At 69.7% G+C, this 23,759-nt stretch carries 21 protein-coding genes; 11 read left to right on the top strand and 10 right to left on the bottom strand.

Annotated elements, in window-relative coordinates; translation table 11 throughout:
• Nucleotides 1-79 precede the first annotated feature (79 nt).
• The 4 genes from ABZX37_RS41625 to ABZX37_RS41640 all read right to left on the bottom strand — a co-directional run bounded on the left by ABZX37_RS41625 (nucleotide 80) and on the right by ABZX37_RS41640 (nucleotide 2,143).
• Entirely contained in the window at nucleotides 80-643 is a 564-nt protein-coding gene (locus ABZX37_RS41625; protein WP_354749269.1) for a dihydrofolate reductase family protein, read from the bottom strand.
• 86 nt (nucleotides 644-729) lie between these two features.
• Nucleotides 730-1,380, bottom strand: a complete 651-nt coding sequence (locus ABZX37_RS41630; protein WP_354749271.1) for a DUF899 domain-containing protein — start codon at nucleotides 1,378-1,380, stop codon at nucleotides 730-732.
• Nucleotides 1,377-1,814 (bottom strand): SRPBCC domain-containing protein, encoded by a 438-nt coding sequence (locus ABZX37_RS41635; protein ID WP_354749273.1) that lies wholly within the window; start codon nucleotides 1,812-1,814, stop codon nucleotides 1,377-1,379. The genes ABZX37_RS41630 and ABZX37_RS41635 overlap by 4 nt, the downstream gene beginning before the upstream one ends.
• Nucleotides 1,811-2,143: a metalloregulator ArsR/SmtB family transcription factor gene (locus tag ABZX37_RS41640; RefSeq protein ID WP_354749275.1), complete on the bottom strand. Its 333-nt coding sequence runs from the start codon at nucleotides 2,141-2,143 to the stop codon at nucleotides 1,811-1,813. The genes ABZX37_RS41635 and ABZX37_RS41640 overlap by 4 nt, the downstream gene beginning before the upstream one ends.
• 122 nt (nucleotides 2,144-2,265) lie before the next feature.
• On the opposite strand from ABZX37_RS41640, the gene icmF reads away from it, so the two are divergent.
• The gene (gene icmF, locus ABZX37_RS41645) at nucleotides 2,266-5,505 is read left to right on the top strand and encodes a fused isobutyryl-CoA mutase/GTPase IcmF (protein ID WP_354749277.1); all 3,240 of its coding nucleotides are present in this window, start codon (nucleotides 2,266-2,268) and stop codon (nucleotides 5,503-5,505) included.
• A 4-nt stretch (nucleotides 5,506-5,509) separates the two neighbouring features.
• Here icmF and ABZX37_RS41650 read toward each other — a convergent pair whose 3' ends face one another.
• Complete coding sequence (locus tag ABZX37_RS41650) at nucleotides 5,510-6,214, bottom strand: class I SAM-dependent methyltransferase (protein ID WP_354749279.1); 705 nt, start codon at nucleotides 6,212-6,214, stop codon at nucleotides 5,510-5,512.
• Nucleotides 6,215-6,321: 107 nt separating this feature from the next.
• Between ABZX37_RS41650 and ABZX37_RS41655 the strand changes: the two genes are divergently transcribed.
• On the top strand, nucleotides 6,322-7,158 hold the full coding sequence (locus tag ABZX37_RS41655; protein WP_354749281.1) for an LLM class F420-dependent oxidoreductase: 837 nt from the start codon (nucleotides 6,322-6,324) through the stop codon (nucleotides 7,156-7,158).
• Nucleotides 7,159-7,217: 59 nt separating this feature from the next.
• On the opposite strand, the gene ABZX37_RS41660 is transcribed toward ABZX37_RS41655, so the two are convergent.
• On the bottom strand, nucleotides 7,218-9,218 hold the full coding sequence (locus ABZX37_RS41660; protein WP_354749283.1) for an acyl-CoA dehydrogenase family protein: 2,001 nt from the start codon (nucleotides 9,216-9,218) through the stop codon (nucleotides 7,218-7,220).
• Nucleotides 9,219-9,368: 150 nt separating this feature from the next.
• On the opposite strand from ABZX37_RS41660, the gene kstR reads away from it, so the two are divergent.
• From kstR to ABZX37_RS41690, 6 genes are all read left to right on the top strand, one after another.
• On the top strand, nucleotides 9,369-10,001 hold the full coding sequence (gene kstR / locus ABZX37_RS41665) for a cholesterol catabolism transcriptional regulator KstR (RefSeq protein WP_037809922.1): 633 nt from the start codon (nucleotides 9,369-9,371) through the stop codon (nucleotides 9,999-10,001).
• A 301-nt stretch (nucleotides 10,002-10,302) separates the two neighbouring features.
• A complete protein-coding gene (locus ABZX37_RS41670) occupies nucleotides 10,303-13,038 on the top strand; it encodes a DEAD/DEAH box helicase (protein WP_354749285.1) in 2,736 nt (911 codons plus the stop codon).
• A complete protein-coding gene (locus ABZX37_RS41675) occupies nucleotides 13,038-14,192 on the top strand; it encodes an SWIM zinc finger family protein (RefSeq protein WP_354749287.1) in 1,155 nt (384 codons plus the stop codon). The genes ABZX37_RS41670 and ABZX37_RS41675 overlap by 1 nt, the downstream gene beginning before the upstream one ends.
• A gap of 58 nt (nucleotides 14,193-14,250) precedes the next feature.
• Complete coding sequence (locus ABZX37_RS41680; RefSeq protein ID WP_354749289.1) at nucleotides 14,251-15,072, top strand: SDR family NAD(P)-dependent oxidoreductase; 822 nt, start codon at nucleotides 14,251-14,253, stop codon at nucleotides 15,070-15,072.
• Nucleotide 15,073: 1 nt separating this feature from the next.
• Nucleotides 15,074-15,622 carry a TetR/AcrR family transcriptional regulator C-terminal ligand-binding domain-containing protein gene (locus tag ABZX37_RS41685; RefSeq protein WP_354749291.1) on the top strand — a complete coding sequence of 183 codons (549 nt, stop codon included), beginning with the start codon at nucleotides 15,074-15,076 and terminating at the stop codon, nucleotides 15,620-15,622.
• A gap of 10 nt (nucleotides 15,623-15,632) precedes the next feature.
• Nucleotides 15,633-15,977 (top strand): hypothetical protein, encoded by a 345-nt coding sequence (locus ABZX37_RS41690; RefSeq protein WP_354749293.1) that lies wholly within the window; start codon nucleotides 15,633-15,635, stop codon nucleotides 15,975-15,977.
• On the opposite strand, the gene ABZX37_RS41695 is transcribed toward ABZX37_RS41690, so the two are convergent.
• Nucleotides 15,963-16,673: a transcriptional regulator gene (locus tag ABZX37_RS41695; protein WP_354749295.1), complete on the bottom strand. Its 711-nt coding sequence runs from the start codon at nucleotides 16,671-16,673 to the stop codon at nucleotides 15,963-15,965. The two genes, ABZX37_RS41690 and ABZX37_RS41695, sit on opposite strands and share 15 nt — an antisense overlap.
• Nucleotides 16,674-16,815: 142 nt before the next feature.
• On the opposite strand from ABZX37_RS41695, the gene folE reads away from it, so the two are divergent.
• Nucleotides 16,816-17,418, top strand: a complete 603-nt coding sequence (folE, locus tag ABZX37_RS41700; protein ID WP_354749297.1) for a GTP cyclohydrolase I FolE — start codon at nucleotides 16,816-16,818, stop codon at nucleotides 17,416-17,418.
• Here the strand turns inward: folE and ABZX37_RS41705 are convergent.
• Nucleotides 17,382-18,620, bottom strand: a complete 1,239-nt coding sequence (locus tag ABZX37_RS41705; RefSeq protein ID WP_354749298.1) for an alpha/beta hydrolase — start codon at nucleotides 18,618-18,620, stop codon at nucleotides 17,382-17,384. The two genes, folE and ABZX37_RS41705, sit on opposite strands and share 37 nt — an antisense overlap.
• Nucleotides 18,621-18,679: 59 nt before the next feature.
• Between ABZX37_RS41705 and ABZX37_RS41710 the strand changes: the two genes are divergently transcribed.
• Nucleotides 18,680-20,074: a wax ester/triacylglycerol synthase family O-acyltransferase gene (locus ABZX37_RS41710; protein WP_354749300.1), complete on the top strand. Its 1,395-nt coding sequence runs from the start codon at nucleotides 18,680-18,682 to the stop codon at nucleotides 20,072-20,074.
• Here ABZX37_RS41710 and ABZX37_RS41715 read toward each other — a convergent pair.
• Entirely contained in the window at nucleotides 20,071-21,702 is a 1,632-nt protein-coding gene (locus ABZX37_RS41715) for a TIGR04141 family sporadically distributed protein (protein WP_354749302.1), read from the bottom strand. The two genes, ABZX37_RS41710 and ABZX37_RS41715, sit on opposite strands and share 4 nt — an antisense overlap.
• A 490-nt stretch (nucleotides 21,703-22,192) precedes the next feature.
• Here ABZX37_RS41715 and ABZX37_RS41720 point away from each other — a divergent pair, with 490 nt between their 5' ends.
• Nucleotides 22,193-22,732 carry a Uma2 family endonuclease gene (locus ABZX37_RS41720; protein ID WP_354749338.1) on the top strand — a complete coding sequence of 180 codons (540 nt, stop codon included), beginning with the start codon at nucleotides 22,193-22,195 and terminating at the stop codon, nucleotides 22,730-22,732.
• Between the two features lie 58 nt (nucleotides 22,733-22,790).
• On the opposite strand, the gene ABZX37_RS41725 is transcribed toward ABZX37_RS41720, so the two are convergent.
• Nucleotides 22,791-23,723, bottom strand: coding sequence for an alpha/beta hydrolase (locus ABZX37_RS41725; protein WP_354749304.1), 933 nt, complete (start codon nucleotides 23,721-23,723; stop codon nucleotides 22,791-22,793).
• Nucleotides 23,724-23,759 lie beyond the last annotated feature (36 nt).

Raw genomic sequence — 23,759 nt, forward strand, 5'->3', positions numbered from 1 at the left:
GAGGGGCAGTGCACCCGGCCCTGGGGGGCCGTGCGCACTGCCCCTCCACACGCCGACGCGATCCCGCGTTGTGGTTGGGTCAGCGCTTGGCCCGGTAGCGGAGCAGCACGACCGTGTTGTCGAAGGTGCGGGTTTCTACGAACTGCAGTTCTGCGCGGTCGGCACCTTCGGCGAAGGGGCGTTTGTTGCCGCCCAGGATTACTGGGTGGATGCAGACCAGGTATTCGTCGATGAGGCCTCGGCGGCCTAGTTCGGCGGCTAGGGCGTAGCCGCCCATGAGGATTATGTCGCCGGTTGCGGTGGCTTTGTGGTTGGCGACTTCTTCGGTCAGGTCGCCGTTGGTGACTGTGGTGTTCCAGTCTGCCGACGTCAGGGTGCGGGAGAAGACCAGTTTCGGTTTTTCTCGCCAGATCGGGGCGAAGGCCAGGTCGTGGGGGTGGGTTGAGATGGACTCCACGTCGGGCCAGTAGCTTGACATCATTTCCCATACTCGGCGGCCGTAGGCGAACATGGCTGCGCGGTTCGACAGTTCGTTCGCGTAGTCCGAGAGTTCCGGGCCCATGTGGGGCCAGTCGAATTCTCCGGCGGGGCCTTCGATGCAGCCGTCCAGTGAGGTGTGGACGAGGTAGACCAGGTCGGCCATGGCGGGCTCGCTTCCGGTGGTGAGGGGTGGTCACCAGGAGGTCGGAGTCGTCATGGCCGACTGGACATCAGTGCGCGAGAAAGTTTTCAGTATTCGTCGTGGCGGCGCCACCAGCTGCCGGGGGCGTCGTTGCCGCGGGGCTCTTCTTCCCATGCTTCTTGGCGGCCGAACGGGGTGACGTCGAGGTATCGCAGCGTGCTGATGAACTGGTCGCCGCCGCGGCCGTCGGTGAAGTAGGTGCGGTAGACGTCGTCGCCGTCGCGGAGGAAGACGCTTACGCCGAAGCCGCCGTCGATGCCGCAGTCTGCGGGGAAATCCGTGCCCGCGGCGGAAACCCAGGGGATCGTCCAGCCCATCCTGGTCCAGTAGCGTTCGATCTCCGGCGCTGTTGCGGGGGCGACGACCTTGAGGGTTACGTCGCGGGCGTTCAGGTGGGCTGGGTGGCTCATGTTGTCTACTAGCAGCGAGCAGCCGGGGCAGCCTGCTTCGTCGCCGGGGTACAGCATGAAGTGGTAGACGATCAGCTGGCGGCGGTCGTCGAAGAGGTCCAGCAGGGTTTGGGTGCCAGCCGGGCCGGTGAATTCGTACTGCTTCGCGAATGGGGCCATGGGCATTCGGCGGCGTTCGGCGGACAGCCGGTCGGCCGCGCGGGTGTGTTCTTTTTCCTTGCGCAGCAAGGATTCACGGGCGGTGGCCCATTCTTCCGGGGAGACGACGCGGGGGAGTGCGGTGGTCATTTCATTTCCTCCAGAGTATGGGTGAGATCTTCGAAGCTGGATTGCCAGCCGTCGACGTGGCCGTCGCGCTCGGCTGTGTTCGGGAACGGGGCTTGGTGGAACGTCATCGAGGTTTTTCCCGCCAGCTCGGCGAAATCGATGGTCACCAGCGTTTCGCCGACTTCGTCTTCCGGGTGCTGCCAGCGGAACGTGAACACGAGACGGGACGGGGCGGCGACTTCGCGGTAGGTGCCGGACACTCGGCGGTCGACGTCGTGTTCGGTGCTCGTGATCCGGCTGTGCCAGGTGCCGCCGGGGCGTGGGTCGGTGCGGGTTTCGGACGCGACGACGCCGTGCGGGCCGAACCAGGCGGCCAGGTGTGCCGGGTCGGTCCAGGCTTGGAACACCAGTTCTCGCGGGGCGTCGAAGACCCGCACGATGGTCAGTTCGGTCATTCCGTCCCCTCCTGAAGCTGCCGCAGGTGTTCGTCCAAGCGGTCGAAGCCGGTTTCCCAGAAGCGGCGGTACTCCGCGACCCAGCCCGCGACGTCCTCCAGCGGTGCGGCTTCCAGGCGGCACGGGCGCCACTGGCGGGTGCGGCCGCGGCTGATCAGTCCGGCTTGTTCCAGCACTTTCAGGTGCTTGGACACTGCTTGCAGGCTCACCTCGAACGGGGCGGCCAACTCGTTGACGGTGGCCTCGCCGCGAGTCAGTCGGGCGAGGATCGCGCGGCGGGTCGGGTCCGCCAGCGCGGCGAAGGTGGTGCTCAGCTGGTCTGTCGGCATCGGTGCTCAATCGCTTGGTTAATTAACTGATAGGTTGAATATAGCGCGCACGTCAACCCTTGAGAGCCGGGTCACCTTGGGCTCGGGTTTCCAATAGTAGGAAGTCCTAGTAAATTGGGAGGATGAGCGGCAGCGACCTGTACCGTCCCGCGAACCCGGTCCGGTTCGTCACGGCGTCCAGCTTGTTCGACGGCCACGACGCCTCGATCAACATCATGCGCCGGATCCTGCAGTCCCAGGGCGCGGAGGTGGTCCACCTCGGCCACAACCGCTCCGTCGACGAGGTGGCCACGGCCGCGATCGCCGAGGACGTCCAGGGCGTCGCCATCTCCGCTTACCAGGGCGGGCACGTCGAGTACTTCAGCTACCTCGTCGAGCTGCTGAACGAGCGCGGCGCGGGGCACATCAAGGTGTTCGGCGGCGGCGGTGGCGTCATCGTGCGCGAGGAGATCGACCTGCTGCACTCGCGCGGCGTGGCGCGGATCTTCTCGCCGGAAGACGGCTACGAGATGGGCCTGCCGGGCATGATCAACATGATGATCAAGGCGTGCGACAGCGACCTGTCCGCGCAGCCGCCCGCCTCGGTCGACAAGCTGCTGTCCGGCGACGTCCAGGCGCTTGCCCGGGTGATCACCCAGCTGCAGCGCGAAAACCTGCCCGCCGAATGGCTGTCGGCGATCACCGAGGCTGCGGGGCAGAAGCACGTGCCGGTTCTCGGCATCACCGGCACCGGCGGGTCCGGCAAGTCCTCGCTGACCGACGAGCTGATCCGCCGCTTCCGCCTCGACCAGGAAGACAAGCTGCGCATCGCGGTGCTCGCGGTCGACCCGTCGCGGCGCAAGGGCGGCGGCGCGCTGCTCGGCGACCGGATCCGGATGAACTGCCTCGACGGTTCGCCGGTGTACTTCCGCTCGCTCGCCACCCGCACTACCAGTGGGGAGATTCCGGCCGGGCTGAGCGAGTCGATCCTTGCTTGCAAGGCTGCCGGGTTCGACCTGGTGATTGTGGAGACGCCGGGTATCGGCCAGGGCGACGCGGGCATCGTCGACTACGTGGACGAGTCGCTGTACGTGATGACGCCGGAGTTCGGCGCCGCGTCGCAGTTGGAGAAGATCGACATGCTCGACTTCGCCGACGTGGTCGCGATCAACAAGTTCGAGCGTCGCGGCGCCGAGGACGCGCGTCGCGACGTCGCGCGCCAGATGGTGCGCAACCGCGAGGCGTTCGGCTCCGCGCCCGAGGAAATGCCGGTGTACGGCACGAGCGCGGCGAAGTTCAACGACGACGGCGTGACCGCGCTGTACCAGCACCTGCGCGACATGCTCGCCGACCGCGGGCTGTCGGTGTCGGCCGGTACGCTGCCGGCGGTGTCGGGCAAGGTCTCGACGGACGCCAGCACGATCATCCCGGGCAACCGGGCGCGCTACCTCGCCGACATTTCCGAAACCGTGCGCGGATACCACGAGCAGACCGAGAAGCAGGTCGCCGCGGTCCGCAAGCACGAGCACCTGGCCGAGGCCAAGGCCGCGCTGTCCGAAGTGGACGCCAGCACGGACGCGCTGGACGGCCTCATCGCCGCTGCGGAGTCCGATGTGGACGGCGAGTCGACAAAGCTCCTCGAACGGTTCCAGGCGCTCGCCGCGGAGTACCGGCAGGACGAGCTGGTGGTGAAGATCCGGGACAAGGAGCTGCACACCCAGCTGTGGCGGGAAACCCTGTCCGGCAACCGGATCCCGCGCGTCGCGCTGCCGCGCTACACCGAGTCCGGCGAGCTGCTTTCCTTCCTGCGCCGGGAAAACCTGCCCGGCTACTTCCCGTACACCGCGGGCGTGTTCCCGTTCAAGCGCGAGGGCGAGGACCCGGCGCGGATGTTCGCCGGCGAGGGCGACGCGTTCCGCACCAACCGCCGGTTCAAGCTGCTGTCGGCCGATTCCGAGGCCAAGCGGCTGTCGACGGCGTTCGACTCGGTCACGCTGTACGGCCACGACCCGGACACCCGCCCGGACATCTACGGCAAGGTCGGCACCTCCGGCGTCTCCATCGCGACGCTGGACGACATGAAGGCGCTCTACGACGGCTTCGACCTGACCGCGCCGAACACGTCGGTGTCGATGACGATCAACGGCCCCGCGCCGACGATCCTCGCGTTCTTCCTCAACACCGCGATCGACCAGAAGTTCGCCGCGTTCCGCGAGGAGCACGGGCGCGAGCCGTCCGAGGCCGAGGCCGCGCAGGTGCGCGAATGGGCGCTGAAGAACGTCCGCGGCACCGTGCAGGCGGACATCCTCAAGGAAGACCAGGGTCAGAACACCTGCATCTTCTCCACCGAGTTCAGCCTCCGGATGATGGCCGACATCCAGGAATGGTTCATCTCCCACGGGGTGCGCAACTTCTACTCGGTGTCGATTTCCGGCTACCACATCGCCGAGGCCGGGGCGAACCCGATCTCGCAGCTGGCCTTCACCCTCGCCAACGGGTTCACCTACGTGGAGTCGTACCTGGCGCGCGGCATGGACATCGACGATTTCGCGCCGAACCTGTCGTTCTTCTTCTCCAACGGGATGGACGCGGAGTACTCGGTGCTCGGCCGGGTCGCGCGGCGGATCTGGGCCGTGGCGATGCGCGAGCGCTACGGGGCGAACGACCGGTCGCAGAAGCTCAAGTACCACGTGCAGACCTCCGGCCGGTCGCTGCACGCGCAAGAGATGAGCTTCAACGACATCCGCACGACGCTGCAGGCGCTGTGCGCGCTGTACGACAACGCGAACTCCTTGCACACCAACGCGTTCGACGAAGCGATCACCACGCCTTCGGAGTCCTCGGTGCGGCGCGCGATGGCTATCCAGATGATCATCAACAAGGAGTGGGGCCTGTCGAAGAACGAGAACCCGCTGCAGGGTTCGTTCGTGATCGACGAGCTGACCGACCTGGTCGAGGAGGCCGTGCTCACCGAGTTCGACCGGATCTCCGAACGCGGCGGCGTGCTCGGCGCGATGGAGACCGGCTACCAGCGCGGGCGGATCCAGGACGAATCGCTGCTGTACGAACGCAAGAAGCACGACGGTTCGCTGCCGATCATCGGCGTCAACACCTTCCGCAACCCGAAGGCGGGGGAGGACGACGTCGAGGTGGAGCTGGCCCGTGCGACCGAGGACGAGAAGCAGTCCCAGCTTCGTCGGCTCGCCGATTACCAGCACGGGCACCGCGAGGAAGCCCAGCAGGCGCTCAAGGCGCTGCGGGACGCGGCCACCCGCGGCGGCAACCTGTTCGACGTGCTCATGGATGCCGCGCGGGTGTGCTCGCTCGGTCAGATCACCGAGGCGTTCTTCGAGGTCGGCGGCCAGTACCGGCGCAACGTCTGACCCGTCAGGCCCGGGTGGCGGCCAGTCGCCACACCGGGGCGAGGACCCGGCCCTGCTCGTCGACGTCCAACGCGTCGAGCGCGGTCGGGTCCGGCTTTTCCTCCTGGGAGACGGCGGCGACCGCGGCGATGAGGCCTTCGCGACTCATCGCGGTGGTGTAGACGGCGGGTTCGATCACGCTGATCGTCCAGCCGTTGCCGACCGTTTCGCGCAGATTCTGCTCGGTGATCCGGTACGGGATCGGGAAGTTCTCCGGTACCTCGTCGGAGAAGCAGAAGATGTTCAGCTGCGCGCCTGGCTTGGTCGCGCGCACGAGCGCCGCTACGTACGCGTGCCGCTGTTCTTCGTCGAGACAGTGGTAAAGCGCGCTGTCTAGGACTGCGTCGAAGCGGCCTTCGTACCCCTCGAGCCGGGTTGCGTCGGCCTGGGCGAAGGTGATGTCCAGGCCGCGCTTCGCGGCCGTTTCGCGGGCTCGCCCGAGCGCGGTCGGCGCGCCGTCGAGACCGGTCACGCGGTGTCCGCGAGACGCGAGGAACATAGCGTTTTCGCCGAGGCCGCAACCGATGTCGAGCACGTCGCCGTGGAATCCGCCGCCCGCTTCGAGCGCGACCACCGCGGGCTGCGGGCCTGCGATGTCCCACGGGATCTTCTCCCCGATCGGGGTCTTGCCTTGGTACATCTCCTCGAAGTCGACGTCCGTCACGTCCATCCGGAGCCTCCTATTCAACGTGTGATGATTTAACGCTAGCGGACGGGGCCGGTGATCTGTCAACAGCCCGCGGGAATACTTGCCCGTTCCCCGGAGTAGAAGGAGGCATGGATTTCGGCATCTCGACGTTCGTGACCGACGAAGGCATCCGGCCCGACGTGCTCGGCGAGGCGGCGGAGGAGCGCGGTTTCGCGTCCCTCTTCCTCGCGGAGCACTCGCACATCCCGGCGAGCCGCGAAACGCCGTACCCCAGCGGGGGCGAGCTGCCGCGGGTCTACTACCGCACGCTTGACCCGTTCGTGGCATTGACCGCGGCCGCGGTGAACACTTCGAACCTGGTGCTGGGCACCGGCGTCGTGCTGCTGATCCAGCGCGACATCATCCACACCGCGAAGGAGGTGGCGTCGCTCGACCTGATCTCGCGCGGCCGGTTCGCCTTCGGTGTCGGGGCAGGCTGGAACCGGGAGGAGATGGTCAACCACGGCACCGATCCGAAGACCCGGGGCGCGCTGCTGAACGAGCAGATCGCCGCGCTGAAGGCGATCTGGACGCAGGAGCAGGCCGAGTTCCACGGCAAGCACCTCGACTTCGACCCGATCTTCGCGTGGCCGAAGCCGGTGCAGACGCCGCACCCGCCGATCCTGGTCGGCGGCTCGAGCGACGCGGCCCTGAAGCGCCTGATCGAGCACGGCGACGGCTGGATCCCGAACCCCGCGGTGACGCCGGACGTGGTGCGGCGCGTGCGCCAGCAGCTGGCTGAGGCCGGTCGCGGGGACATGCCGTCGACGCTGTTCGGCGGACCGGCTGACGCGGACGCGATCAAGCAGTACGCCGACGCCGGGCTGAACCGGTACGGGTTCATGCTGCCGACGCTGCCGGAGGCGGAAACGCTGGCGCTGCTGGACGAATACGCCCGCCTCGCCGCTGCTTTCCGGGCTGAGTGACGTTCCGTGAAGGGCTCCTTGGGGGAATCTGATTCCCTCAAGGAGCCCTTCACGGAGGTTTAGCGCGGCAGGCCGAGCACGCGTTCGGCGGCGGCGGACAGCAGGACTTGTGTGGTTCCGCCTGCGATGGACAGGCAGCGGGTGAGCAGGAACTCTTGCGCTGCTGGGGTTTCCGCGGTCAGTTCCGGGGCGAGGTCGAGGGCGAATTCGGCGGTTTCCTGTCGGTGCCGTACCCCGAGCAGCTTCGCCACCGACGATTCCGCACCTGGCCCTAGGCCGTCGAGCCGTCGTAGTGTCGCTCGCAGGTCGAGCACCGAGCACGCGCTGCCTTGGCCGATCAACGCGCCGAGCCGGTCGCGGTCCACGTCCGCAGGTGCCGATTCCAGCAGTGCCTCGACGTTCTCGCCCACTGCCGAGCCGCGGCCGAGTGCGACGCGTTCGTTCGCCAGCGTCGTGCGCGCCAGTTTCCAGCCCGCGCCGGGTTCGCCGACGACGTCCGCGTCCGGAACGAAGACGTCGTCCAGGAAGACCTCGTTGAACACGCTCCGCCCGGTGATCTCGCGCAGCGGCCGCGTGGTGATCCCGTCGGCGCGCATGTCGACCAGGAAGTACGTGATTCCCTTGTGCTTCGGCACATCCGGGTCGGTGCGCGCGAGGCAGATCGCCCAATCCGCTTCGTGGGCGAGAGACGTCCACACCTTCTGCCCGGTCAGCAGCCAGCCGCCGTCCGTCCGGCGCGCCACGGTGCGCAGCGACGCGAGATCCGAGCCAGCGCCGGGCTCGGAGAACAGCTGACACCACGTCACCTCGCCGCGCAGCGTCGGCTTGGCGAAGCGTTCGCGCTGGTCGTCGGTGCCGTGCGCGAGAATCGTCGGCACTGCCCAGCCGCCGATCACCATGTCCGGCCGACGGACGTCAGCCGCCGTCAGCGCGGCGTCGATCCGCAGTTGCGTCGCCGCGTCCGCGCCCATGCCGTACGGCTGCGGCCAGTGCGGGGCCAGCAAGCCCGAGTCCGCGAGCGCGTTGCGCCGACTTTCTTCAGGCAGTGCAGCGATTTCCGCGACCAGCCGGGTCACCTCGGCGTCCTCGCCGACGTTCACTCCGAGAGTCCGCCGTTTCCCGGCCAGCGCCAGGTCCGCAGCCCGCTTGCGCCACCGCTGCGAACCGCCGAGCCACTGCCGCAACGCCAACGCGCGACGCAGGTACAGATGCGCCTCGTGCTCCCAGGTGAACCCGATCCCGCCGAGTACCTGGATACAGTCCTTCGCGTTCTCGACGGCAGCGTCCAGCGCCACCGCCGCGGCGCTCGCGACGGCCAGCGGATCCCCGACCGACGAAGCCGCGTCCCAAGCCAGCGCCTCGGCGGCTTCGGTGCGGCACAACATCTCCGCGCAAAGGTGTTTCACTGCCTGGAAAGCGCCGATCACCTGTCCGAACTGCTCCCGGACCTTGGCGTACTCGACGGCCGTCGTCAGGCACCAGCGCGCGACGCCCGCCGCCTCCGCGACCGCGAGCGTCGCCGCGAGATCGCGGACGTCCGGCAGGTCGAGGGCCTCGCCCGGCAGTTCGGGCTTGACGCGGCCCAGTGAGCGGGAAAAGTCGAAGGGGGCCAACGGTTCCACTGCGGTCCCAGGCGGTACCAGGACGTACTGCTCGCCCCGACGCGCGAGCAGCCAGGACCCAGCGTCCGCACCGGGTACGGTCGCCGATTCGTCCAGTTGCACCGCGACCTGGGCGGTTCCGTCGGCGATCTCGGCGGCGAGTTCCTTCGCGTGCTCGGCGAGCAGGAGCCCGGCCAGCGCGGTGCTCAGCAACGGCCCGGGCACCAGCGCTTCCGCCGCGGCGGCGAGCCCGGCCGCGAGATCCGCGACGGTTCCGTCCGCGCCGTTCACCGACGCGGGCAACGCGATGCCGGTGAGGCCCAGCGCGGCGAACCCGTCCGGCAGGCCGGCGCCGACGGTTTCGGCCGCACGCACAGCGGCGACCGGATCGTGTGCCGCCGCCCAGGCCTGCACGGCGGCAGCGAGCGCGGTTTGTTCCTCGGTGAGCGCGACCGGCATCGGTCTCCTCCTCGCGGGGTACAGAGCTACTGGCGAGTGTAGAACGTGTTACAGTTTTTCCGCCAGGTGGTCGAGAGTTGAACCTTTCTCCAGGGCAGGTACGCTTAGCCGGAAACTGGAACGAGTTCCGCAAAGACAGAGGGGAATGCGATGCCGGGGAAGGCGAAGACGCCGGCGGCGAAAACGCGGGCGAACGGCCTCGGCGCGATGGGCGAGGAACTGGGCTCCGCGGCCCAGCGGGACCGCCGCCGCCGCATCATCGACGCGACGCTCTCGCTCGCCTCCAAGGGCGGCTACGACGCGGTGCAGATGCGCGCGGTCGCCGAGAAGGCCGACGTCGCGCTGGGCACGCTGTACCGGTATTTCCCGTCGAAGATTCACCTGCTCGTGTCAGGTCTGGCGCAGCAGTTCGAGGCCGCGCACGAGAAGATCCAGCGCAGCGCGATCCCCGGCGAAACCCCCGCCGAGCGGCTGATGTTCGTCCTGGGCCGCAACACCCGCCTGATGCAGCGCGATCCGCACCTCACCGAGGCGATGGTGCGCGCGTTCATGTTCGCCGACACGTCCGCGGCCGCCGAGGTCGAACTGGTCGGCAGGCTGATGGAGGACATGTTCGCGAGCGCGATGGGCATCGACGACCCGACCGAGGCGGACCGCGACATCTTCCACGTGGTGGCCGACGTCTGGATGGCGAACCTGGTCGCCTGGGTAACCCGGCGCGCCTCGGCCGCGGACGTGGCCAGCCGCCTGGAACTTTCGGTCCACCTGCTGCTGGACAAGTAGCCGTACGTGAGGGGAACCCTGAGGGACTCAGAGTCCCTCAGGGTTCCCCTCACGTACTTTGCGGCCCCCGCCGCCGGCCCAGCCGCTGCCGCCGGTGCGCCCCAATGCCACATTGGGTGCGTCAGACGCACCGAACGCCACATTGGGTGCGTCGCATGCACCCAATGCCACATTGGGGCGCTGGGCCCGCCGCCAACCGCACCGGCGCATCCGGCTGACCGCGCGCCCGCGCGACCCCCGAACGCAATGTCGCCGCCAGGCGACGAGCAGAACTGTCGGACCCACGCGTTACCGTGCCCAGGTGGAGTTCGACCAGACCACCCAAGCCACCTACCTCCCCTCGGATCCCCCGCGAGAGGGAGTTCTGGCGCTGTGGGGCGACGAGATCGAGGGGGACACCCCGATCCAGCTCGTCCTGCCCGGCGGCGGGAAGTTCGCCCGCACCGAGGTAGTGGCGCGGCTGGTGCCGCTGGCGAACGCCATCCCGCGGCTGCTCGTCGTGCCGGACGAGACGAGTCCGGCGCTGGCCGCGTGGTCGGCTGTGGTCAACGCGGGGGTGAATCTCGTGGCGCGCGGGCGGTTGCGTCCGGCGTCCACTCCGAGCGGGCTGGGCACCTGGCGAGTGGGTCCGCTCGACGCCGCCGACGAGGAGCTCCTGCGCGGGCTCGCGGCCGCGTTGCCGCCCGAAGCGCATGCGTTGCCGTTGTCCGGAGTCAAGCGAATCCGGCTGCACTCGCCGGAATCGCTGGTTCGCGCGGTGTGGGACGCGGCGGCGGACGTGCTGGTGCGCAGTCCCGCGGCGGCGGTCGGATCGGGCGGGGCGGCGTTCGCGGAATCGCAGCCCACGCTGCTGGATCCGGACGGCGCGGCCTGGCTCACCGAACTCGAAGCCAGACGTCCGGACGGGGCACAACTGCTGTTGCGGATCGAAGCGACTGACGAGGAATTCGCCGGGGTCCTCGCCGTTCGCTCCACTCTCGAGCCGAGCCTGGTGGTCGAAGCGGCCACGCTCTGGGACGCTCCCGAAGCAGTTCTGCACCGGCTCGGCGACCAGGTGGAAACACAGCTTCTGCTGGGGCTCAGGCGAGGTGCGCGGGCCTGGCCGCCGCTGGGCCGAGTCCTGTCCGAATCGGCGCCGACGACGCTTCCGTTGTCTGACGACGACGTGGTCGACCTGCTCGGCACCGGTGCGCGAGATCTGGGCGGCGCGGGCATCGAAGTCTTGTGGCCCAAGGATCTTTTCGCTGGCGAAGTCCGGGCGAAGGCGAGCGTGACGCAGGCCCCGGCGAGCGAATCCAGTCCGGCGTTCCCGCTCAACGGCCTGCTGGAATTCCGCTGGCGGCTCAGTCTCGGCGGCAGTGAACTCACCGACGAGGAGGTCGCGGCGCTCGCCGAGGCGAAACGTCCGCTGGTCCGGTTGCGCGGCCAGTGGGTGAAGCTCGATCCCGCCCTGCTGGCGCGGATGCGGGCTCGGCGGTCGCGCCTGACGGGCGCCGAAGCGCTGGCCGCCGCGCTCACCGGCGAGTTGGAGGTGGACGGAGAACGAGTCGAGTTCGCTCCGCAGCCAGCGTTGTCCGGGCTCGCCGAACGGCTGCGCGAAAGGGATCCCGCGCCCGTCGAGGAACCGGCGGGACTCACCGCCACGCTGCGTCCGTACCAACGGGCCGGGCTGGGCTGGCTCATCGCCATGACCGAACTCGGTCTTGGCGCCTGTCTCGCCGACGATATGGGGCTAGGCAAGACAATCCAGCTCATCGCACTGCACCTGCACCGACGCGCGCAGGCCGCGGGGCCGACACTCGTGCTGTGCCCGACGTCGCTGCTGGGCAACTGGGAACGAGAGTTCGGCAAGTTCGCGCCGGACGTGCCAGTGCGCCGGTTCCACGGCGGCGGCCGGCATCTCGACGACCTGGCCCCGGACGAGGTCGTGCTCGCCACGTACGGAGTGCTGCGCCGCGACCGGGAGCTGCTGTCCGAAGTGGACTGGGGCATGGTCGCCGCGGACGAGGCGCAGCACGTCAAGAACCCGTTGTCCGCCACGGCGAAAGAACTGCGACAGGTGCCGGCGGCGGCCCGCGTGGCGCTCACCGGCACGCCGGTGGAGAACCGGCTCACCGAACTGTGGTCGCTGCTCGACTGGACCACGCCGGGGCTGCTCGGCCCGCTGGAGAAGTTCCGGCGCACTGTCGCGCGGCCGATCGAACGGGACCGGGACGAGACGGTCACCGGACGGCTGGCCGCGACGGTCCGGCCGTTTCTGTTGCGCCGCCGCAAAACCGACCCGGACATCGCGCCGGAACTGCCGCGCAAGACCGAGACGGACCGGTACGTCCCGCTCACCGCCGAGCAGACCACGCTGTACGAGGCGGTGGTGCGGGAGAACCTCGCGCAGATCCGCGAGGCGCAAGGGGTGCAGCGGCGCGGCCAGGTGCTGAAGCTGCTCACCGAACTCAAGCAGATCTGCAACCACCCGGCGCACTACCTCAAGGAAAGCACCGGGGCGCTGAGCGGACGGTCGGGCAAGCTCGCCGCGTTCGAGGAACTGCTCGACGTCATCCTCGACGAGGGCGAGAGCGTGCTGGTGTTCAGCCAGTACGTGCGGCTGTGCCGGTTGCTGGAGCGGCGGCTCGCCGAGCGCGGCCTGCCGACCGCGCTGCTGTCCGGCGAGGTCGGGCCGAACCAGCGCGACGAGATGGTGGCCGCGTTCCAGTCCGGCGAGGTGCCGGTGTTCCTGTTGTCGCTCAAGGCGGGCGGCGTCGGGCTCAACCTCACCCAGGCCACGCACGTGATCCACTACGACCGCTGGTGGAACCCGGCGGTGGAGGACCAGGCCACCGACCGCGCGTACCGGATCGGCCAGGACCGGCCGGTGCAGGTGCACCGGCTCATCGCGGAGGGCACGCTGGAAGAACGCGTCGCCGCGGTGCTGGAGACCAAGCGCGGGCTGGCCGACGCGGTCGTCGGCGCGGGGGAGGACTGGATCACCGAGCTGTCCGACGACCAGCTCGCCGATCTCGTCCGGCTCGGGAGCGGCTGATGCCGCCGCGGCGGACGTTCGGGCGCCGGTGGTGGGGCCGGGCGTGGGTGGAAGCGCTGGAGCAGCGCGCCAAGCTGGACCCGAACCGGCTGCCGCGCGGGCGGACGTACGCGCGCAAGGGCGTCGTGGACCAGCTGGCGATCAGCGCGGGCGAGATCACCGCGTGGGTGCGGGGAAGCAGGCCGGACCCGTATCGCGTCGCCATCCGGATGCGCGAGTTCAGCGCGGGGGAATGGGACAAGCTGCTCGACGTCGCCGGTCGCCGGCTCGGGCACGCCGCCGCCCTGCTCGACGGGGAACTGCCGGAGGAGCTGGCCGTCCAGTCGCGCGAGGCCGGTGCCGACCTGCTGCCCGGCCCCGGTGATCTTCGGCCGCGCTGTTCCTGTCCGGACAGCGCGAATCCCTGCAAACACGTGGCGGCGGTGTACTACCTGGTCGCCGACGAGGTGGACGCCGATCCGTTCGTGCTGTTCACCCTGCGCGGGCGCGGCCGGGACGAGGTTTTGGCTCAGCTGCGCGAATTGCGGACCCCCAGCGCAGCCCGCCCGGCTCGCGCGCCGGACGTCGGGCTGACGCCGAAAAAGGCATACGCGCGGCGGATCGCCCCGCTGCCGCTGTTGCCCGCTATCCCCGGCGAACCCGGCCCGCCCGCCGTGCTCGACCTCGACCCGCCCGCTCGCACCGGCCTGACGTCCGCCGCGCTCACTGCGCTGGCGGCGGACGCCGCGTCGCTGGCGTTCGGCCTGCTGCACACCCGGGATGCGTTGGCGGACTTGACTTTCGCCGAAGACCTGGCCCGTCGCGCCGCCCGGCCGGGGGCGGACGTGTTCGGGCTGGCCGCCGCCGCCGAGGTCGCGCCGTCGGAGCTGATCGTGTCCGCACAGGCGTGGCGGGAAGCGGGCCGGAGCGGGCTGGCGGCGCTGCGGGACGTGTGGAGTCCAGGCCCCGGCCCGTTGGCGGTAGCGCGGGCGGAACTGGCGGAATTGCCGGGGGAGGTGAAGGTGTGGCGTAACCGGGTGACGGTCGGGCCGGTGCAGCTCCGGTACGGGCAGGACAGCCGGTGGTACCGCTTCGTGCGAGTCGCGGGCCAATGGTGGCCGGACGGGCCTCCGGCCGAGCAGCCGGTCGATCTCGCCTACCCGGCGGAGGGCTGAAGCACGTGCGGTCAGCGAAACGAGACGGTCCGTCTCGTTTCGTGCTACCGTCTGCGGCATGACGAGAACCTGGGTGATCACCGGAGCAAGCCGCGGCCTGGGCCGGGCGCTGGCGATTGCCGCCGCGGAAACGGGCGACCGGGTGCTGGCGACGGTTCGGACGCCGGGGAGCGCGCCGCAGCACCGGAATGTCGTCGAGCACGTGCTCGACGTGCGTAACCGGGCCGCGGCGCGGGAAACCGTGGAACGGGCAGTGGCCGAGTCCGGCCGGCTGGACGTGGTGGTGAACAACGCCGGGTACGGGCTGGTCGGCATGGCCGAGGAGGTAAGCGAGGACGAAGCGCGAGACATCCTGGAGACGAACGTGCTGGGCGCGCTGTGGCTGACCCAAGCGGCGCTGCCCGTGCTCCGTGAACAACGGTCGGGCCACGTCGTGCAGATCTCCTCGGTCGGCGGTGCCGGTTCGGTGCCGGGATTCGGGCTTTACAGCGCGAGCAAATGGGGGCTGGAGGGAATGAGCGAGGCGATCGCGCAAGAGGTCGCGGAGTTCGGCGTGCGGGTGAGCATCGTCGAGCCCGGCGGGATGGACACCGAATGGGCGACCGGCAGTATGCGGTTCGCCACCCCGAACCCGGCGTACGACGGGCTGCGCGAGCGAATGTTCGGCACGACAACCGTTCCGTGGGCCACCACCGGCACCGGCGGCGGCACCCCGCCCGCGGACATCGCCGCTGAAATCCTGCAGCACGTCAACGACCCGGCTGACCAACGACTGCGCGTCCTCGCCGGAGCCGATGCCCCCGCGATGGTCGCGACCGCACTGTCGGGACGGCTGACGGATTACCGTCAGGACAAGCGTTTCTCCGACGCGGAGATCTGACGTGGCCCGCGCCAGCACTCGAGCCCGCGTGCACGCCGCGGTGCTCGCCCTCGCCGCCGAGGCCGGTTTCGGCGGCCTGACCATGGAGGGCATCGCGGCCCGGGCGGGCGCCGGGAAGCAAACGCTGTACCGCACGTGGTCGTCGCCCGCCGCGGTTCTGCTGGATGCGCTGCTGGAGCAAAGCCTCGACGCCTCCGGCGAAGTCGCCATCCCGGACACCGGCGACCTGCGGGCAGACTTGGAGACCTTGGTCCACGGCATGATCGCCGAGTTGACCGATCCCGCGACCGACCGCCTGCTCCGCGCGGTGACCGCCGAGCTGCAGACCGACCCGGCCATCGGCTCCGAAGTCCTGGACCGCCTGCTCGGCCCGCAACTGCGCGCGATCGCGGACCGCCTGGCCCGGGCTGGGGTCGACTGCCCGGCGGACGGCGCGGAACTGTTGCTGGGCCCGGTTTTCCACCGTTGGCTGCTGCGCACCCGGCCGTTCACGGAGGACTGGCCCGCCGCCCACGTGGCGCGGGTGCTGCGCGCGGTTTCGTTCGGCTAGCTTCGCGAACGTGGCAAGAAAGACAGCGCGACCCGACCCGGGCAGCTGGGCGCGGCAACGCCCGTTCATGCTCGACCGCTGCCAAGCCTGGAACGCCGAGCTGGAAGCCCGCTTCCCGGCGCGAAACGTCGTCGTGGAACTGCGCCCGGAGTCAGCGCCGGTGCCGACCACCCCGTGGAACTGGTTCCTCGCCTTCGACATCGACGGCACCGAATTCGAAGCGCTGGTCGTCCCCGACCTCTCGGCAGCCGTCTTCGAAGACAGCACCGGCATCTTCGACGATCACGTCAAGTTCGAAGACATCCCCGCCTACCTCGCCCGCCGGCTGAACCAAACCCGGTCAGCTACCGGCTGACTCAGTCCCCCGAAGCTCCACGCAGCACCCGCCATCGCGCGGCGCGACCCGCGCCGTCGACACCCCGGGCACCTCCAGCCCCTCCACGACCCCGGTCAGGAACCGGTCCGTCATCCCGCACACCAGATCCGGCGCGCGAGCGGCCAGCGGCTGGAACGGGCAGTTGCGCATCCGCAGGCACACCGGCGTCTCGCGGTTCGGCTCGAAACCGTGCCGGGCCAGGACCGTGCTCGTCAGCGTCAGCCCGCGTTCCGTGCCAAGGCGGCCCGGGCGGGAGCGTTCGCGTTCGGCGGCACCAGCCGCGGTGCCGTGCGCTCCGGCCTCGCGCAGGGCGGCGTCCCGGGCCGGTTCCCCGGGGGCCGCTGAGGCGACCGCGTCCACCAGGATCGCGGCCAGTACGTCCGGGTGCCGAGGCGGGATGGTGATCGCGAAGTCGGTCGCGGCGGGCTCGTAGACCTTCGGGGCGCGGCCCACCTTGCGGACGCCGCCGACGGTCTCGTAGCGGGCGCGCAGGAGGCCGGCCGTCACGAGTTTGTCCAGGTGGAACGCCGCCAGCTTGCGCGAGATGCCGACCGCCGAGGCCGCCTCCTCGCGCGTCACCGGGCGGCCGGCGTCGCGGATGAACGCGTACATCCCCCGGCGCAGGTCCTCGTCCAGCGCCGCTACCGCGCGGATGGTCGCCAGGTCACTCGTCACACACCCACGATAACGCCCAGCGAGGTTCTCCGAACCCGCTACCCGGCTTGTTCACCTGGTCACATTGACTCCGCGAGGTGATAAGACCAAGATTTATAGGCGAAACCACGTCCTGCCAGCCCCGACCGCCCGAGGATCGCCCATGCAGTCGTCCGGAACCGCCCTCCGCGTCGTCCACGAGCCCGATCCCGGCCTTGACCTGGCCGCTGCCGAAACCGCGGCGGGGGACTTCCTGCGCGCGCTCGGCGTCAGCCTCGACTCGGAGAGCCTGCGCGGCACCCCGGGCCGGATGGCGCGCGCGTACGCCGAGCTGTTCACGCCCCGCGAATTCGACCTCACCACGTTCCCCAACGACGAGGGCTACGACGAGCTGGTGCTGGCCCGCGACATCCCGGTCCGGTCGGTCTGCGAACACCACCTGCTGCCGTTCATCGGCGTCGCGCACGTCGGGTACCTGCCGGGCGAGCGGATCCTCGGGCTGTCGAAGCTCGCGCGGATCGTCGAGTACTTCGCGTGCCGTCCGCAGGTGCAGGAGCGGCTGACGAAGCAGATCGCGGGCTGGCTCGGCGACCAGCTGTCGCCGAAGGGCGTCGGCGTGGTGATCGAGGCCGAGCACACCTGCATGACCCTGCGCGGCGTGCAGGCGACCGGCTCGTCCACGGTCACGTCCACCCTGATGGGCACGCTCCGCGAGGACGCCCGGTCGCGTCAGGAGTTCTTTTCGCTGACCGGGGTCAACGCCTGAGCGCGAGCCCAGTCGAGGAAGTGCTCGACGCCGCGCACCACATGCGTGCTGCGGATTGACGGGAACACGTCGAACGCGTGCTGCGCGCCGGCGAGTTCCGCGTACGCCACCGGATGGGCGGATTTGGCGCGCAGCCGGGCGACGAACTCCCGCGCCTCCGCGACCGGCACGAGCGAATCGTGCTTGCCGTGGATCACGAAGAACGGCGGCGCGTCCTCTGCGACCCGGTCCATCGGGGACGCCGCGAGGTAGTCGTCCAGCCGGTGCTCCGGCGCGAACACCCGCCGCGCCATCAGGCTTTCCAGCCGGTACCGGCTTTCCTCCTCGCCGGTCGACGCCGCGATGTCGTACACGCCGTAGTGCGGCACGCAGGCCTGCACGCTCGTGTCCGCCTCCTCGAAACCGGGCTGCAGCGCCGGGTCGTTCTGGGTCAGCGCGAGCAGTGCGGCCAGGTGCCCGCCCGCCGAACCGCCGGTGACCGCGACGAACCGGGGGTCGCCGCCGTACTCCGCGATGTGCTCGCGGATCCAGGCGAGCGCTTGCTTGGCGGCGACGATGTGTGCGGGCCAGCGCGACGCGGGGGAGAGCGGGTAGTTGATCGCCACGCAGACCCAGCCGCGCCGGGCGAGGTGGCGCATCAGCGGGAGGCCCTGCTGTTGCTTGTTGCCGATCGTCCACGCGCCGCCGTGGATCTGCAGCAGCACCGGCGCGTCGCGGACGGTTTCGCGCGGACGGTAGACGTCCAGCAGGAATCGTTTGCCGCCAGGGGCGTAAGCGACATTCCGGTCGCGCACGACGTCCGGTTCGTGGATCCGGAACGGCATCAGCAGCCGTCCCCACGGCGTCGAGAAGTCCGACGGGTTCGCGAGCTGCGCGGCGTAGTCCTCGCCGAGTGCTTCGGTGAGCGCGGACTCGACCTCGATGCGCGCCTTCTGCGAGGTCGCGATCAGCGAGGCGAAACCAGCCGCGGACAGCGCCGCCAACGCCAGCCCGGCGCGATCGCTGCGGCGGCGCAACCCGTGGCGCGCGACGTGCTGCACGGTGTCGGCCGCGGTGAGGGCGAGCAGGTGCGGCGCGAGTTCGCCGGTGAGCCAGCCGGCGAAGAACACCGGGATCGAGGTCGGCCGCGGTTTCGGCGGCCGCAGCGCGAGGGCGGCGAGGCCGAGCTGCGCCGCCCGGCGGGTCACGAAGTCCGGTTTCACCTGCCCGATGCTACCTCCGCCGAGCGCCCCGGCCAGGGTTCTGCCTTACGCTGGCAGGCATGCAGCGACTGAGCGGGCTGGACGCGAGCTTCCTCTACCTGGAGACGCCCTCGCAGGTCCTGCACGTCTGCGGCCTGCTGACGCTGGACGGTTCGACCATGCCCGGCGGCTACGCGTTCCCCGAGTTCAAGCGCCGCCTCGCCGAACGCGTCGCGGTGATCCCGGCGTTCCGCCGCAAACTCCACAATCCACTCTGGAACCTGAACCACCCGGTGTGGGTCGAGGACGAGGATTTCGACCTCGACAACCACGTGCACCGGATCGGCCTGCCCGCGCCGGGCGACGACCGCGAGCTCGCCGAGATGTGCGCGCACATCGCCGGGCAGCGGCTCGACCGCGCGCATCCGCTGTGGCAGTGCTACGTCATCGAGGGCCTGTCGGACGGACGCCTGGCGGTGCTGCTGAAAATGCATCACGCGAGCGTCGACGGCGTCGGCGGGGCGAGCTTGATCGGCTACCTCGCCGGGCTCGAACCCGACGCGCCGCTGCCCGAGCTGCCCGCCGGCGAGCGGCACAACGACGGCCTGCCCACCCGGTTGCGGCTGCTGCGCGAGAGTGCCGATTCGCTGCTGCACCGGCCGTTCGAGATCGCCCGCTTGCTGCCGGAGCTGCTGGGGCTGGTGCCGAAGTGGGCGATGAAAACCTTGCGCGGCAAGGGAATGCCGGTGCCGTTCACCGCGCCGCGGACCTCGCTGAACGGGACCATCACCGGACACCGTTCGGTCGCGTTCGCGCAGCTGGACCTTGATGCGGTGAAGCAGGTGAAGGACGCTTTCGGCGTCACCGTGAACGACGTGGTGCTCGCGCTGGTTTCCGGCGCACTGCGGCAATTCCTGCTCGGCCGCGGCGAGCTGCCGGGCGATCCGCTGGTGGCGACCGTTCCGGTGTCGGTGCACGAACGCACGGAACGCGATCACGGCAGCAATCGCGTGTCCGCCTTTTTCGCTTCGCTGCCAACGCATGTGCCCGACCCGGCGGCGCGTGTGTTCTTCCTGGCCGAGGCGAACCGGCGGGCGAAGGACCACCATTACGACATCGACGCGGACATGCTCGCCGACTGGGCTCAATTCTCCCCGGCGACGGTGTTCGGGCTGGGCGTGCGCGCGTATTCGGCGCTGCGACTGGCCGAACGGCATCCGGTGGTGCACAACCTGATCATTTCGAACGTTCCCGGTCCGCCGACGCCGCTGTATTTGCTGGGGGCGCGGATCACCGGGTTGTATCCGCTGGGGCCGGTTTTTCACGGGGCGGGGCTCAACATCACGGTGTTGTCCAATGACGGCAAGGTGGGTGTGGGGTTGCTGGGGGCCAAGGAATTGGTGAAGGATTTGTGGCCGCTGGCGGACGCGTTGCCGGAGGCGCTGGACGAGTTGAGCAAGGCCGCTCCGGCTTAGCGGCGCTTCTTCTTCGCCGTGTAAGGGATGTCGGCGAACTTCAACGTCGCGCGCAGGCTCCGAACCGCTCGGTCCAGCCGCAGCAACGCGACCTGCGAGAGGGTGAACAGCTGGTCCACCTCCCATGCTCGGCCCGCGGCAGCGAGCACGACAGTGTCCGGCGCGCCGCCCAGCGCCCGGCCAGGGTCCAATGTGGACACCTTGTCGGCCAGTTGCGCCAATGCGTCCGGCTCATCGTGCAGAGCCTCCGCGGACACCAGTGCCTGCGTGTAGAGGTGGCTGGCCGCCGTCGCGCGGCCTAGCCATTTGACGTGGATCAGCTCGTCCTCAGGCCCCAGCAAGTCGCACAGCTCGAATCGCGGATGCAGGGGTGTGCTCGCGAAATCCTTGTCCAGGCACAGATACCCCGGCGCAAGCGCGGCGACCCGCTGGCAATACCGGTGTTCGTCGTCAGGCTGACCGCTCGGCTTCCACGTGATGTCCGGCCAGATGTGCTTGCGTGCCAGCAGATCGCGTACCTGATCCCGCATCTGCGCCACGTAAGTCTCGCCGATCCGGTACCAGCGCGCCTGATGGAAGACGTACCGCGTGTGCTCGAGAGTCGTCTCGAACACCAGCCAGCGAGCGGCGGGCAGTGGCGCTCCGGTGGGTTCCGCGCCCGCCTCGTCGGCGCAGGTCGTGATGCGGCCCGCGCGCAGGGCTTTCAGCCGCCGCTCAACGGGAATCGCCGCGAGGCGCGTGGTCAGGTGGTCCAGTTCCAGGCGGCCGGGCACGTGGATCGGGCCGCCGGGGCCGAGAGCGGCGATGCGGAACGAAATGGCGTTCTCCGCGTCGTTCGCGGCGCTCGACGGCCACGCCAGGCCGAGTGCGTCGCTGCCGCCGAGTGCTTCGGCGAGTTGCCGTTCCAGCTCGGGCACGAGCGGGTGGTGCCGGTCCATCGGGCGGGTCTGGGCGATGAAGCGCAGTGCGGAATCCGCGTCCGGTTCGGCGACGACGGCACCGACGGCGTCGAGATCGGCCAGGAACGCTTCGGGATCCTTGGCCAGCGGTGCCCACAGCGAGGTGCCGACGCGGATACGGTAGCGCTTGCCGGTCACCCGGCCGTAGGTGAGGTCGGTCAGGTCCGCTGAACCGGCGAGCCGGTGGACGAGATCGCCGTAGGGTTCGAGCCGGAACGCGGACAGTTCGCCGCCGCCCGGGATCGAGATTTGCGTGGCCCGCGCGGAAACGTCCAGCGCGGCGCTCGCGACGAGCCCGAGGTCGAACGGGTCGAGACGGCGGATTCCGAAGCGCAGCCCGAAACCCTGCTCGACGTGTTCGTCGTTGAGCACGAGATGTCCCGCGCCCCAGGTGACCGCGTAGGTCCACGGCGGGCGCGGCACGAGGAGCACGGCGAACGGCAGCGTCGAGGGCAGGTCGAGCGGGCCGCCGCCGAGGGCTTCGGCGTGCTGCAGCCATTGCGGGGCCTCGGTGCGGAACGCGCCCGCGACCAGCCGGGCGCGCGTGCCGGGCAGCTCGACCGGGCGGTCGGCGCTGATCTGCTCGGGGGACAACGGGGTCAGCAGGTCGGTTTCCGCCGCGGAACCGTCGAGGCGGAAGAGGGACGCCGGGCGGCTGGGGGCAGGCATGACCACCACCGGAGGACGGAATTCGAGGACGTCCGTTCAGCCTAGGCGGCGCAGCGGTCCAGCTGGTTAATTACGGAGCGCGAATAGCGTGCGAAATGGTGAAATTCCGCTGAATCACCCATTCACGGGACGCGGGCACGGCTGATGATAGGGTTTCCTTTCGGGATGCGCCACAGCAGGTTTTTCGAGGCCATTCAACGGGTAGGTAATCCCGTGATGGCCGTTTACTGGACGCGGAATTGCGGTTTCGATAAATCATCCGGATTCTGCGAAAGAACCTGTTCGCTGGGCACGGCTGCGCTGTCCGGGGCGGTATCCCCGCGTTTCGGTGACCCACGGTGAGCGATTCGGCGGACGAGCCCCGCGGCGAATGGGCTAGCCGGGTCGGCGGCCCGCCGAGGGACGGTTCGCGCTGCCGCGCGTGCCCGACTACCCTGGCTGAGTCGTTTCCGATCGGCCCGCCTGCGGGGGCAGCATGATGACAGTCCCGATGTTCGCACACGGCGACCGTCTCACGCGTCGGGACCTGGAGACGATCTCGGATGAACGCCGCCGGTACGAGCTGGTGGACGGGACGCTTCTGGTGAGCCCGTCCCCGCGTCCGCTGCACCAGCGGGTGGTCGCGCGCCTTCTCGCCGCGCTCACCCCGGTGTGCCCTGCCGACTGCGAGGTCCTCCCCGCGCCGGTGGACGTGGTGCTCGACGAGTTCACCGTGATGATCCCGGACGTCGTGGTCGGGCGGCGCGAAACCTTCACCGAACGCGCGCTGGTCGGCGTCCCGGTGCTGGCGGTCGAGGTGGTGTCGCCGTCGAGCAGGCACATCGACCGGTTCCTGAAGCCCGCCCGGCTCGCGCTCGCGGGCTGCCCGTACTACTGGGTGATCGAGCCGAACGAGCCGACGCTGAGCTGCTTCCGGCTGGCGGACGGCGAGTATGTGCTCGACGGCGAGGCGACGGGCGACGACGTGGTGCGGCTGGAGGTGCCGTACCGGCTGGAGCTTCGGCCGGCGGACCTGGTTTCGACGTACTGAGGCGGTCGTGCGTGGCAATCGCGGTTCTCACCGGGATCGCCGCGCACGAGACGCAACCCTAAGCCGAATCCGCGATCCGCTCCTGCCCCGAGACAGCCGCCTGCACCGAAGTGCAAGCCGCCATCAACGCCGCGACAAACTGATCCGCCGCGAACACGCACGCGGTATGCCCAGCCGGAATCTCATAAGTCGCCGCCCCCGGAATCCGCCGCGCCAGGCTCCGCTGATGTGCGGGCGCGATGAACCCGTCCCGCGAAGTCACCACAACCGCCGCGGGCAGGTCGAGCGTGTGCAGCCACGGGGTCGAATCGAAGCGCCCGATCTCGTCCAAGGCCACCGCGATCGCCCACGGGCTCGTCGAGCGGAACTCCTCCAGCGCCCATCGGTGGTCCTCCAGCCGGGCGAGGCGTTCGCGGCGGGGTTCGCCCGGGACCAGGCCGATGCGGGCCTGGTCGCGCAGCAGGTGCAGGGTGCGGCCGAACAGGTCCAGCGCCACGCGTTGCCGGATGCCCCGGCGGAAGTTGCTCGCCGTCGAGCACAGCACCAGGCCGGTGACGCGGTCCGGGTAGCGGTGGGCGGTCAACTGCCCGACCATGCCGCCCATCGAGTAGCCCGCGACCAGGAACTCGTCGATCCCCAGCGCGTCCGCGACCGCCGCCACGTCGTCCGCGCAGTCGTCGAGGCTGAACTCGTGGGTGCGGATGCCCTGGCCGTGCCAGCGCTGGTCGAACACGACGACCCGGTGGTTCTTGGACAGCCGCTCCAGCGCGGGGTACCAGGTGAGCAGGCCGGTGCACGCCACCGAGTGCAGCAGGATCACCGCGGGCGCGTGCCGCGGGCCGACGTCCACCACGACGGTCTGGCCGCGGCCGGGCAGGGACAGCGGCTTCGGGTCGGGCACGCCCGCGGTGGGCGGGATGGTCGCGAGCTTCCTCGTTGCCTGCCAGCCGACGTCGCCCAACGCTGATTTGAGAACTTGTTCCGCACCCACGTCGGCGTGCCGCCCCTCTCCGCTCCGCGGTCGATC

Origin of the sequence: Amycolatopsis sp. NPDC004079, assembly GCF_040610415.1 — a bacterium.
Lineage (GTDB): Bacteria > Actinomycetota > Actinomycetes > Mycobacteriales > Pseudonocardiaceae > Amycolatopsis > Amycolatopsis halotolerans.

Coding starts and splice junctions, on each gene's coding strand:
- ABZX37_RS41625 (WP_354749269.1), bottom strand. CDS start 643: ATGGCCGACCTGGTCTACCTCGTCCACACCTCACTGGACGGCTGCATC.
- ABZX37_RS41630 (WP_354749271.1), bottom strand. CDS start 1,380: ATGACCACCGCACTCCCCCGCGTCGTCTCCCCGGAAGAATGGGCCACC.
- ABZX37_RS41635 (WP_354749273.1), bottom strand. CDS start 1,814: ATGACCGAACTGACCATCGTGCGGGTCTTCGACGCCCCGCGAGAACTG.
- ABZX37_RS41640 (WP_354749275.1), bottom strand. CDS start 2,143: ATGCCGACAGACCAGCTGAGCACCACCTTCGCCGCGCTGGCGGACCCG.
- icmF (WP_354749277.1), top strand. CDS start 2,266: ATGAGCGGCAGCGACCTGTACCGTCCCGCGAACCCGGTCCGGTTCGTC.
- ABZX37_RS41650 (WP_354749279.1), bottom strand. CDS start 6,214: ATGGACGTGACGGACGTCGACTTCGAGGAGATGTACCAAGGCAAGACC.
- ABZX37_RS41655 (WP_354749281.1), top strand. CDS start 6,322: ATGGATTTCGGCATCTCGACGTTCGTGACCGACGAAGGCATCCGGCCC.
- ABZX37_RS41660 (WP_354749283.1), bottom strand. CDS start 9,218: ATGCCGGTCGCGCTCACCGAGGAACAAACCGCGCTCGCTGCCGCCGTG.
- kstR (WP_037809922.1), top strand. CDS start 9,369: ATGCCGGGGAAGGCGAAGACGCCGGCGGCGAAAACGCGGGCGAACGGC.
- ABZX37_RS41675 (WP_354749287.1), top strand. CDS start 13,038: ATGCCGCCGCGGCGGACGTTCGGGCGCCGGTGGTGGGGCCGGGCGTGG.
- ABZX37_RS41680 (WP_354749289.1), top strand. CDS start 14,251: ATGACGAGAACCTGGGTGATCACCGGAGCAAGCCGCGGCCTGGGCCGG.
- folE (WP_354749297.1), top strand. CDS start 16,816: ATGCAGTCGTCCGGAACCGCCCTCCGCGTCGTCCACGAGCCCGATCCC.
- ABZX37_RS41710 (WP_354749300.1), top strand. CDS start 18,680: ATGCAGCGACTGAGCGGGCTGGACGCGAGCTTCCTCTACCTGGAGACG.
- ABZX37_RS41715 (WP_354749302.1), bottom strand. CDS start 21,702: ATGCCTGCCCCCAGCCGCCCGGCGTCCCTCTTCCGCCTCGACGGTTCC.
- ABZX37_RS41720 (WP_354749338.1), top strand. CDS start 22,193: ATGTTCGCACACGGCGACCGTCTCACGCGTCGGGACCTGGAGACGATC.